9 protein-coding genes are annotated in these 11,245 nt (G+C 45.4%); all 9 read left to right on the forward strand.

What is annotated here, in order from left to right; all coding sequences use genetic code 11:
- On the forward strand, positions 1-1,509 hold the full coding sequence (locus HP456_RS03250) for a tripartite tricarboxylate transporter permease (protein WP_172248573.1): 1,509 nt from the start codon (positions 1-3) through the stop codon (positions 1,507-1,509).
- Between the two features lie 66 nt (positions 1,510-1,575).
- Complete coding sequence (locus HP456_RS03255; protein ID WP_172248574.1) at positions 1,576-2,559, forward strand: tripartite tricarboxylate transporter substrate binding protein; 984 nt, start codon at positions 1,576-1,578, stop codon at positions 2,557-2,559.
- A gap of 159 nt (positions 2,560-2,718) precedes the next feature.
- The gene (kdgD, locus tag HP456_RS03260; RefSeq protein ID WP_376766187.1) at positions 2,719-3,660 is read left to right on the forward strand and encodes a 5-dehydro-4-deoxyglucarate dehydratase; all 942 of its coding nucleotides are present in this window, start codon (positions 2,719-2,721) and stop codon (positions 3,658-3,660) included.
- A gap of 79 nt (positions 3,661-3,739) precedes the next feature.
- Positions 3,740-5,203, forward strand: coding sequence for an alpha-ketoglutaric semialdehyde dehydrogenase GucD (gene gucD, locus HP456_RS03265; RefSeq protein ID WP_172248576.1), 1,464 nt, complete (start codon positions 3,740-3,742; stop codon positions 5,201-5,203).
- Between the two features lie 73 nt (positions 5,204-5,276).
- Positions 5,277-6,647, forward strand: coding sequence for a glucarate dehydratase (gene gudD, locus HP456_RS03270; protein ID WP_312857727.1), 1,371 nt, complete (start codon positions 5,277-5,279; stop codon positions 6,645-6,647).
- A 42-nt stretch (positions 6,648-6,689) separates the two neighbouring features.
- Complete coding sequence (gene garD / locus HP456_RS03275) at positions 6,690-8,213, forward strand: galactarate dehydratase (protein ID WP_172248578.1); 1,524 nt, start codon at positions 6,690-6,692, stop codon at positions 8,211-8,213.
- Between the two features lie 226 nt (positions 8,214-8,439).
- Positions 8,440-9,771: a TRAP transporter large permease subunit gene (locus HP456_RS03280; protein WP_172248579.1), complete on the forward strand. Its 1,332-nt coding sequence runs from the start codon at positions 8,440-8,442 to the stop codon at positions 9,769-9,771.
- Positions 9,772-9,929: 158 nt separating this feature from the next.
- Positions 9,930-10,373, forward strand: coding sequence for a GNAT family N-acetyltransferase (locus HP456_RS03285; RefSeq protein ID WP_172248580.1), 444 nt, complete (start codon positions 9,930-9,932; stop codon positions 10,371-10,373).
- A gap of 636 nt (positions 10,374-11,009) precedes the next feature.
- Positions 11,010-11,245: hypothetical protein (locus HP456_RS03290; RefSeq protein ID WP_172248581.1), on the forward strand; the 236-nt coding region annotated here is incomplete at its 3' end.

The raw sequence follows: 11,245 nt of genomic DNA on the forward strand, positions 1-11,245 counted from the left end.
ATGTTTGAGTTATTTCTAGAAGGGTTTGCCTCGGTATTAACGATTAAGACCATCGCTTACATTCTCGGAGGAGTCGCACTTGGATTGGTCTTCGGTTCCATTCCTGGTTTAACAGCAACAATGGCGATTGCCATTACCCTTCCGATCACGTTTGGCATGGAACCTATTGCCGCTATGTCTTTACTGATGGGACTTTACATAGGGGGTGTATCGGGTGGATTAATCCCTGCAATCCTGTTGAATCTTCCAGGGACCCCATCTTCCATTGCCACTACATTCGACGGGTTTCCAATGGCCAAAAAAGGGCAGGCAGGACCTGCTTTCGGTTATGCCATCCTGTTTTCTTTTCTTGGGGGCTTGCTGAGTATTATCGTTCTGATGTTACTTGCTCCACCATTGGCAAAGCTGGCTCTTGAATTCGGACCTTTCGAATATTTTGCTATCACGATCTTCGCCTTGACGATGATATCCAGCTTATCGGGCGGGTCATTGATCAAAGGGCTTTTAAGCGGATTGCTTGGAATAGCACTTGCAATGGTAGGTTCAGCTCCGATAGATGCATTCCCGCGATTTACGTTTGGATTTAAAGATTTGAATGCAGGCTTTCAATTGCTGCCTGTACTGATTGGATTATTTGCAGTATCCGAAATCATTAAATCTTCTGAGACCAAGCTGAAAAAGGGACAGTCCGTCCAATATAAACTAAAAGGCTTTGGATTTTCAGTGAAAGATTTCTTCACTCAGGGGTGGAATGGTTTAAGGTCTGCCTTAATTGGGATCGGGATCGGTATCCTGCCTGGTATAGGCGGCGGTACGGCCAATATTATCGCGTATGTCACTGCCAAAAACCAATCTAAGAAACCTGATGAATTCGGAAAAGGGATTCCTGATGGTGTTGTGGCTTCTGAGTCTGCAAATAATGCCGCTGTCGGAGGAGCGCTTGTTCCATTAATTTCACTTGGGATTCCCGGTGATACCGTCACAGCTTTGCTTCTGGGTGGATTAATTCTTCATGGACTGAGTCCGGGACCGCTGCTTATCGAAAATAATGGAGATGTTGTTTATGGCATATTTGCTGCCTTGATCATCGCGAACTTCTTTATGATCGCAATGCTGTTCTGGGGAATGAGAATATTTACTAAAGTGTTGAGCATTCCGCAATATATCCTTCTTCCGATTATTCTCGTCCTCTGTGTGGTTGGTGCGATCGGAGTGAATAACCGTTTATTTGATGCAGGAGCTCTACTATTGTTTGGAATTCTCGGATATGCCATGCTCAAGTTTGAATTTCCGATTACGCCGGTGATTCTCGGCTTTATATTAGGACCGCTTGCAGAAACCAATCTGCGAAGAGGGCTTATGTATTCGAAAGGTGATTTCACACCGTTTTTAACACAGCCTATTGCTGCTGTATTCTTGGCTTTGGCGCTGCTGTCTGTGTTATTTAAGATTAGAAGCAATTATAAGAAGAAACGGGATCATGATTCTAATCATACAATCAGTTTGTAACGCAAGGGTGAAGGTTGATTTTAATAGGAAGGTTCCTATTGAAATAATAAATCTGGGGGGTAAAGTATGAAGAAATCATTTAAAGGTGTTTTGTTTGCTGTAACCATGCTGGTGTTTGCCACAGTGCTGGCGGGATGTTCTGGCACAAGTTCAAGCAGTAAAGATGTCGAAGCAAGTGATTACCCATCTAAACCGGTAACGGTTGTAGTGCCGGCCGGTGCAGGCGGAGATACTGACGCGAATGCCAGACTGCTGGGGAAATATCTTGAAGAAGAACTTGGTCAGCCGGTAGTGGTTTCGAATGTAACGGGCGCAGGCGGTACAGTTGGTGCCAATGAAGTACTCGATGCAGATCCAGATGGTCATACCGTTCTCTTCTTCCATAATTCCTTGCTGTTAAACAGAATTCTCGGTCTGACTGAAGACAGCTTTGATACGTTTAAACTGGCGGGAATTGCAGTATTGGACCAGGGAAACACTTTCATGGTAAGCGGTGATTCTAAGTTTAAGGACCTTCAGGATATGGTTGAATATGCCCGTGCCAATCCAGGGGAAGTTTCAATTGCAACAGAAGTGGGCGGATTTACACATCTTCAATTATTAGCTTTGCAAAAAGACCAGAATATTGAGTTGAATATCGTTGATGTAGGAGGTGCTGCTGAGAAAGTAACAGCTTTGCTGGGAGGTCATGTAGATATCGTACCTACTTCACTGGGGCTAGTGAAAGACTATGTTGAATCTGGAGATATGCGGTCACTCGGAATCATGGCAAGTGAGAGGATGGATCTTATGCCAGATGTTCCTACATTTGTCGAGCAAGGGGTAAACAGCGAGTTTGAAAAGTTCTTCTTCTATGGCTTCAATCCGGATACGCCAGATAAGATCGTAGATGCATTTTCAAAGGCTGTCGAGAAAGTGGTCACGAATGAAGAGTATGTCAAAGAGGCAGAGAAATTCCTTGTAACACCAACGTACTTTAATCAAGAAGAAGCAAATGATTATATGAAGAAGACTGAGGAAAAATATATCGACTTAAATGAAGATAATTGATAATCTGCTGCAGATGCTCATAGGCAAAGGAAATATGGGCATCTGATTTATAAAAAGCGGGGCGTGCATCCGTCAAAGTCGACACACACTGATGGGTGTATTGTATTTTATTTAATTGTAAGACAAACAAACTGTCTATCTATGAAGGGAATGAGTGATTTGGTAAAGAAAAGAAAAGCACCAACTGGAATTTTAGGATTCCCTACAGCACCTTATACTGAAAACGGAGAGATTGATGAAAAAGCATTAGCGGAGAATATCGAATTTCTGATCAAAGAAGGACTTTCATCCATCTTCATTGCCTGCGGATCAGGTGAATTCCATGCATTGAATAAAGCGGAATATCAAACGATGGTTGAAGTGGCGGTCTCTGTGTCGAATGGAAGAGTTCCGGTTTACTCAGGAGTCGGCGGCAACATTGCAGATGCCATTGAACAAGTCAGGCTGTCTGAGAATCTGGGCGTAGACGGATTTTTGGTCCTGCCTCCATATCTCATTGAAGGAGAACAGGAAGGATTATATAACTACTATAAGACTATTATTCAAAAGAGCAGCCTGCCTGCGATTCTCTATCAAAGAGATAACGCCGTCTTACAGTTGCCGTCGTTACAAAAGCTGATTGAGGAATTGCCGCAGATTGTCGGTGTCAAAGACGGTTACGGGAATATGGAATTGAATCTGGAGCTGACACAAACCATCGGGGATAAGGTGGAGTGGTTAAACGGAATGCCTTTTGCGGAAATTACCATGCCTGCTTACCATTCTATCGGATTCAACTCCTATTCTTCTGCGATGTCGAACTATATACCGCATGTCTCCAGACTTTATTACGATGCATTAAAGGAAGGAAATGAAGAGCTTGTAAAAGAGATTTATGTGAATGTTCTCCTTCCAATCAACCAAATCAGAAAGTCTCGGAAAGGATACGCCGTTTCTTTAATCAAGGCAGGTATGGAAATTGTCGGGCTGCCCGTTGCCAATACAGTCCGTCCGCCATGTGTTCCGGTTGAGAAGGAACACTATACGCAATTGAAGACCATCATCGAAAAGACGTTGGAGAGATACCCTGTTCAACAGGCCGGATCGAAGGAATTAATCTAGAAATTCGGGGGGAATCACTTTTTGTAAAGTGTACCTGCAAACAGACTTTAGCACTAAGGAAAATTAAAGGAGGAGAAACATGACTGTAGAAATTAAAAATAAAACGTATTTGAATTTTATCAATGGTGAGTGGAAGGAATCAGAAAGCGGGGATATTCAAGCAAGCTTAAATCCGGCAGCCCGGGATGAAATAGTCGGGTATGTGCAGATGTCGACGAAAGAAGAGGCAGACAAAGCGGTTGCTGCTGCAAAAGAAGCACAAAAAGCTTGGAGAAAGTTAGCCGGCAGCGAAAGAGGGGCGTTTTTATATAAAGCTGCAGACATACTTGAAAAAAAGACGAATGAAATTGCAGAATGCATGACCCGGGAAATGGGGAAAACCCTTCCTGAAGCGAAAGGGGAAACGGCTCGCGGAGTGGCACTCCTTCGTTACTATGCTGGTGAAGGCATGCGTAAAGTGGGAGATGTCATCCCTTCTACAGACAGCCAGGCATTGATGTTTACAAGCAGAGTCCCGCTCGGAGTCGTTGGTGTCATCACGCCATGGAACTTCCCGGTGGCCATTCCAATATGGAAAATGGCACCTGCTCTCATCTATGGAAATACGGTCGTATTGAAACCTGCACAAGAAGCAGCGGTTACTGCTGCGAAAGTCATAGAATGTTTTGAAGAGGCTGGACTTCCAAAAGGTGTCGTAAATTTTGTAACTGGATCCGGCTCAGTCATCGGGCAGGCACTTACCGATCATCCCGATGTGAACGGGATCACATTTACCGGTTCCAATTCGGTTGGTAAAGGAATCGGGCAGGCAGCACTGGCCCGTGGAGCCAAATACCAATTGGAAATGGGAGGTAAAAACCCGGTCATCGTGGCAGCGGATGCCGACCTGGATCTGGCGGTGGAGGCAACAATCAGCGGGGCGTTCCGGTCTACAGGTCAAAAATGTACAGCAACCAGCCGTGTCATCGTGGAGGCAGAAGTCTTTGAAGACTTCAAAGACAGGTTAGTGGCTAAAACGAAGGCCATTACAATCGGGAACGGACTGAAAGATGGAATTTGGCTTGGACCTTGTGCAAGCGAAGGACAGATGAAAACCGTCCTGTCCTACATCGAGATTGGAAAACAAGAAGGTGCGAGATTGTTAACCGGGGGCAATCAACTGACCAGTGAAGGTTATGAGAAAGGGTATTTTGTAGAACCAACCATATTCGACAATGTGACTTCAAGTATGAAGATTGCACAAGAAGAGATATTCGGTCCCGTCATTGCATTGATTCAAGTCAACTCACTTGAAGATGGACTGTCGATTGCCAATGATGTCCAGTACGGATTAAGCGCTTCTATCTTTACACGTAACATTTCCAGCATGCTTTCATTCATTGAAGAGATGGAAGCCGGCCTGGTCAGAATCAACGCGGAAAGCGCCGGGGTTGAGCTTCAAGCTCCATTTGGCGGCATGAAGCAATCAAGCTCTCATTCCCGCGAGCAAGGAGAAGCTGCTAAGGAATTCTTTACCTCGATCAAGACAGTATTTGTTAAGTAGTTTATTTTAAAAGAGGACTACACAAAAGGAAAGAAGAATATGTATGTGATTCTGTAAATTAGGGGTGAGGACGATCGAACAGCAGCTAACAGCAAAACAGGTATCGGACGAAAAGCCATCTCATACACCGGTCATCACCGACATGAAAGTCATTCCGGTTGCCGGTCATGACAGTATGTTATTAAATCTGAGCGGGGCCCACGGGCCCTATTTTACCAGGAATGTCATTATTCTAAAGGATAATTCAGGTCATACAGGTGTTGGGGAGGTTCCGGGAGGAGAACGCATTCGCAGAACACTGGAGGAGGCAAGAACCTTTGTCATCGGACAGTCCATTGGAAGGTATCATACCATTCTCAATTCTGTCCGGAAACAATTTGGTGATCGCGACACCGCTGGAAGAGGGCTTCAAACCTTTGATTTGCGGGTGACGGTTCACGCGGTGACAGCCATAGAAGCTGCCCTTCTTGATCTGTTGGGAAAACATCTGAATGTGCCCGCAGCCGCATTGCTCGGTGAAGGACAGCAGCGCGATGAAGTGGAAATGCTTGGGTATTTGTTTTATGTCGGTGACAGGGCGAAAACAGATCTTCCTTACGTCAGTGATCTGAGGAATGAAAGTGATTGGTTCCGCCTCCGTCATGAGGAAGCGATGACACCGGAAGCCATTGTCAGGCTGGCTGAAGCAGCCCATGCCAGGTATGGTTTCAATGACTTTAAATTAAAAGGCGGTGTACTGCGGGGAGAAGCAGAAATAGAAGCTGTAACGGCCCTTGCCGAACGGTTCCCTGATGCCAGGGTGACGCTTGATCCAAATGGTGCCTGGTCATTGGAAGAAGCGATCCGTTTATGCCGGGATCAGCACCATGTCCTTGCCTATGCAGAAGATCCATGCGGCGCTGAAAATGGATACTCGGCAAGAGAGATCATGGCAGAATTCAGGCGTTCAACGGGTCTCAAGACCGCAACCAATATGATTGCGACTGATTGGCGGCAGATGGGGCATTCCATCCAGATGAACGCAGTGGATATTCCCCTTGCAGATCCTCACTTCTGGACGATGCAGGGTTCAGTCCGGGTGGCGCAGATGTGCCATGATTGGGGATTGACATGGGGATCGCATTCGAATAATCATTTTGACATTTCACTCGCCATGTTCACCCATGTTGCTGCAGCGGCACCGGGGAGTATTACAGCCATTGATACCCACTGGATTTGGCAGGATGGCCAGCAGTTGACGAAAGATCCATTCAAGATTCAGAACGGCAGGGTTAAAGTACCTGATCAACCGGGATTGGGAGTTGAAGTCGACATGGATCAGATTGAAAAGGCTCATGCCCTATATAAAAAAGAAGGGCTGGGAAGCAGGGATGATTCCGCTGCCATGCAGCATTTAATCCCTGGCTGGACGTTTAACAATAAAAAGCCATGTTTAGTAAGATAACACGCGCGATATCTAAATAGAAGACTAAAGGAGACGTTTCGTATGTCTTTAAATGAACTTCCGCTTTATATTCAGATAAATCCGCTGGATAACGTAGCGATTATTATAAATTCGAAAGGTCTTGCTGAAGGGACCCGATTCCCATGTGGACTTGAATTGAAGGAATACGTCCCGCAAGGTCACAAAGTAACGCTGACGGATCTTGCTAGTGGAGAAGCCATTATACGTTACGGTGAAGTGATCGGGTATGCTGCCTCCACTGTTAAAAGGGGGAGCTGGATGAAAGAATCGCTTGTCATGCTCCCGACACCACCGGAATTGGATGAACTTCCCCTGGCTACGAAAATACCTGACGCGCTTCCGCCTCTTGAAGGATATACCTTTCAAGGGTACCGGAATTCCGATGGGAGTGCCGGCATTAAAAATATTCTCGGTATCACAACAAGTGTACAATGTGTATCCGGTGTTCTGGATTATGCCGTAAGTGAAATCAAGAAAGAAATTCTGCCGAACTATCCGAATGTTCATGACGTTGTAGCAATTAATCATACATATGGGTGCGGGGTCGCGATCAACGCCCCGGATGCAGAGATCCCGATCCGGACGATCCAGAATATCGCCAGGCACCCCAATTTTGGCGGCGAACTGCTGGTAGTCGGATTAGGGTGTGAAAAGCTTGCTCCGAGCAGACTTGTCCCGGCAGGCGAGAGTGGATCGATTGTCTCATTACAGGACCAAAACGGATTTACGAACATGATTCAAACCATTAAAGAAATGGCGGAAGAAAGACTCATTTCATTAAACCGGCGTCAGCGGGAAACATGTCCAGCCTCTGATTTGGTTGTTGGACTGCAGTGCGGCGGAAGCGACGCCTTTTCAGGAGTGACAGCGAACCCCGCAGTCGGATTCGCAGCAGATTTATTGGTGAGGGCCGGGGCAACGGTTTTATTTTCTGAAGTGACAGAAGTCCGGGATGCAGTACATTTACTGACACCAAGGGCAACAGATGAAAAGGTCGGAAAGGATCTCATCAAAGAAATGAGATGGTATGACGAGTATTTGATGAAAGGGGAAGCAGACAGAAGTGCCAATCCATCACCGGGAAATAAGAAAGGAGGGCTCTCCAACGTAGTAGAAAAATCACTTGGTTCGATCGCGAAATCTGGTCGGAGCCCTATCTCCGGCGTATTATCACCTGGAGAAAAAGCGGCGCAGAAAGGGCTGTTGTTTGCGGCTACCCCTGCAAGCGACTTTGTATGCGGGACGCTGCAACTGGCTTCCGGTATGCATCTGCAGGTATTTACAACCGGCAGGGGGACGCCTTACGGATTGGCCATGGCTCCGGTGATCAAAGTCTCAACCAGAAATGCGCTGATGGAGCAATGGCATGATCTGATCGACGTCAATGCCGGTCAAATTGCCACGGGTGAAGCAAGCATCGAGGATGTCGGCTGGCAGCTCTTCCATTTTATAATAGACGTGGCAAGCGGCAGAAAGCAGACATGGGCTGAGAAATGGAGACTGCATAACGACCTGGCATTATTCAACCCAGCCCCAGTTACATGAAAATGTTTATGAAAAGGCACACCCTTCAAATGGGTTGCCTTTCTCTTGTTATAAAAAGGGCTGCTTTGCTTCGCATGAATCTAAGGAGTCAGAATGCAGTACAATGATGAGCTCTTTCAAACTCATGACTACTATTCGGCGGACATTCATAAGTATGTAAAACATCAAAGCATGCAAATGAGCCCATAAGGAAATGGTTCGTTGGTAAAAAGGAGATGGAATCTGCTTGAGAAGTTATCTCATTTTGTCAATGTGTATCCTGTATCTCAGTTATTATTTTGTACAAAACGTCTGGCTTGGCTACCTCGTTGTTGTGCTGGCGATCGCAGGCTTCATTGCAAGTGCCGTGAAAGCACAAGGGTTTCCCCGTATCATTGCCATGGTGATGATGGGGATGGGAATCATTCTCGAATTTTACAAGGGTACAGGGGCAGAGGGAATCAGTCAGGGAATCCTGATGATCCTTCCACTGCTTTGTATAGTGACGCTCGCTCCGCTACTATCGATACCGCTGAAGCTTGGCGGATACTTCGAATCGATCGATTCCCTGTTACGAAATTTACTTCATCACCCGCGCCGGCTATTTGCTGGTATCACAACTTCTTTATTCATACTAAGTCCAATCCTGAGCCTTGGTTCTGTCCGGATACTTAGTGAATTTCTATCCGATCTTAAACTGCCTGCTGCAATGAGTGCCAAAAGCTATCTGATCGGATTCTCCACGGCGATCATGTGGTCTCCCTATTTTGCTTCCGTCTCATTGGTTCTCTACTATTTGGATATGGAAGTCGGAAAATATATCGTGTATGGAATCGGGCTTTCCTTTCTTTCGCTGCTCATCGGCAACTTCCTGTTTGCCTTATGGGAACGCCGGAACCCGCTCGAGAGAATCCATACTCCCGAAGTTCCCCTGGCAAAGGAATCCCGTAACCAACTTCTTATGCTCGGCATGTTTGTCACGTTACTGCTAAGCTCTTCTTTGACGATTGAATACTTCACCAAGTGGTCGATGATCATAATTGTTTGTATCATTTCCATTATCCTGCCGCTTGTATGGGGAATCATCACAAAAGGCTGGTCCCGCCTGATCCCGCTTCTCGAAAACTATCGTGATCAATCGGTGCCGATGATGAACAACGAAATCATGCTGTTCACTAGCGCCGGTTTATTTGCCCATGCCGTTCAGGGAACTCCCTTTGCCAACACAATAAGCGATTTTCTGACAGGAGTGGCAAAAGATTCGATTCTACTCTTTGCCCTGGCCGTAATATGCATTGTCGTCGCAGTCACCTATATAGGACTGCATCAAATTGCCGTCATCGCAGCCCTGGCCATGCAATTGAAAGCGGAAGAACTCGGGATCAGCAACCTCTCCCTTGCTATGCTGTTATTACTCAGCTGGTCGATTTCCAGTGCGTCGAGCCCATTCTCAGGTCTGAACTTAATGGTCAGTAAAATTGTTGGAATCTCCGGTTTCGAAACAGGAATCCGTTCGAACGGTATTCATTTAGTAATCCTAACAGTGATTGGATTGGGAATCATTTTGATTGTAAGTTAATGGAGCGGCTGGATCCCGGTATTTCGTTCAGAACTTCCAGGACCGATGAGTACCTTCTCTGTACAGAATATTTTATAATGGATACGATGAAAAGAGAATCAGCATCCTGGCCATCAATGGTCCATGATCAACACATTACATAAGAGGAGTCTACTGTCATGAGCTGGAAAGTAAACAAATTTAGTGAATTATCAACAAGCGAGCTATATGCCATTTTAAAGGAGAGAACCCAGGTCTTTGTGGTGGAACAGGAATGTCCGTATCTGGAAGTCGACGGAAAGGATCTCCATGCCTACCATCTTTATAAGGAAGAAAATGGTGAAGTGATCGCCTATGCAAGGCTTCTGCCCGCAGGCATATCATATAAGGAAGCGTCCATAGGCAGAGTCATGGTGAAGAAAGAATACAGGGGCATAGGACTGGCCGGCGAGCTTTTAAAAAGAGGGCTGCACTTCATTCACAATGATTTTGGCGAAACAACTGTTAAAATCCAGGCACAGGAGTATTTAAGGGGGTTCTATGGATCTTTTGGCTTCCGGGCGATAACAAATACCTATTTGGATGACGGGATCCCTCATATTGATATGATTTTGGAAAAGTGAGTGGTTCGGCGAACGATGAATGGTATATGAAGCTGGGTTTCTTTGTTTTATAAATGGTTTAGACAAATTAACGGGTTAGGTTTGCGAGGTTGTTTGGTCGGTAAAGATTATTCGACAAGCGGCACGTATTTTGGAAGAAGTGGCTTGATGCGATCGGATTTGGCCTGAATTTTCTAATAGTGGCTTGAATTTTTGTAAACTGGCACGAGTCTCTTTGAAAATGGCTTGAATCGTCTGCGGATGCGCTTGATTGCCTGAGCCGGTTGCTCCGGTCCGTTATACAGAGGGAGTTCAATCGGTGAATCAATGAATAATTGGAGTAATCAAAGAGTTTCTAGCAATACTTATGAACATTCATGATTATTTAATGAGTCACCACGTTAGTAAATATCTTTTGTTCATTGAGCTTTCATTTTTTAACTGAATATCATTTTTTCCTCAAGCCCCGCAGCTGATAATACTTGCCTGGTGCATCAGCAGCGAGGCTTTTTTTACGTTGTAAGGCAAGGTATGGCGGGGAGTAAAAATGGAAGTAATAAATGGAACATTTTAGAAATAATGATTGATAATACCAATCTGTTTTGAAATAATTAGGAGTGTGGTTAGACGGCAGGCGGGGCTTTGGAGGAGAATCTCATGAACGTTATTATTTATATTATTGTTTCTTCAGTTATATATATCATTGTTGAAAAGATTGCCAGGAGATACTGGAACATACAGAACAACAGCGCCACCTTTAAGGGAGTCAACCCAATTCACACTTGGGTTCTCAGAATCGGCTGGACGGTCATTTTTATAAGTTTCATGTTGTTCGATTCGGGATTGGTTCCGGCGATGTTCCTGATCTTGCTCTGGGGAATCGATGCCTATCT

Origin of the sequence: Bacillus haikouensis, assembly GCF_013179555.1 — a bacterium.
Lineage (GTDB): Bacteria > Bacillota > Bacilli > Bacillales > Bacillaceae_B > Rossellomorea > Rossellomorea haikouensis_A.

What these genes read in the sequence shown, in the direction of transcription:
- HP456_RS03250 (WP_172248573.1), top strand. Translation starts at nt 1, where the DNA reads ATGTTTGAGTTATTTCTAGAAGGGTTTGCCTCGGTATTAACGATTAAG.
- HP456_RS03255 (WP_172248574.1), top strand. Translation starts at nt 1,576, where the DNA reads ATGAAGAAATCATTTAAAGGTGTTTTGTTTGCTGTAACCATGCTGGTG.
- gucD (WP_172248576.1), top strand. Translation starts at nt 3,740, where the DNA reads ATGACTGTAGAAATTAAAAATAAAACGTATTTGAATTTTATCAATGGT.
- garD (WP_172248578.1), top strand. Translation starts at nt 6,690, where the DNA reads ATGTCTTTAAATGAACTTCCGCTTTATATTCAGATAAATCCGCTGGAT.
- HP456_RS03285 (WP_172248580.1), top strand. Translation starts at nt 9,930, where the DNA reads ATGAGCTGGAAAGTAAACAAATTTAGTGAATTATCAACAAGCGAGCTA.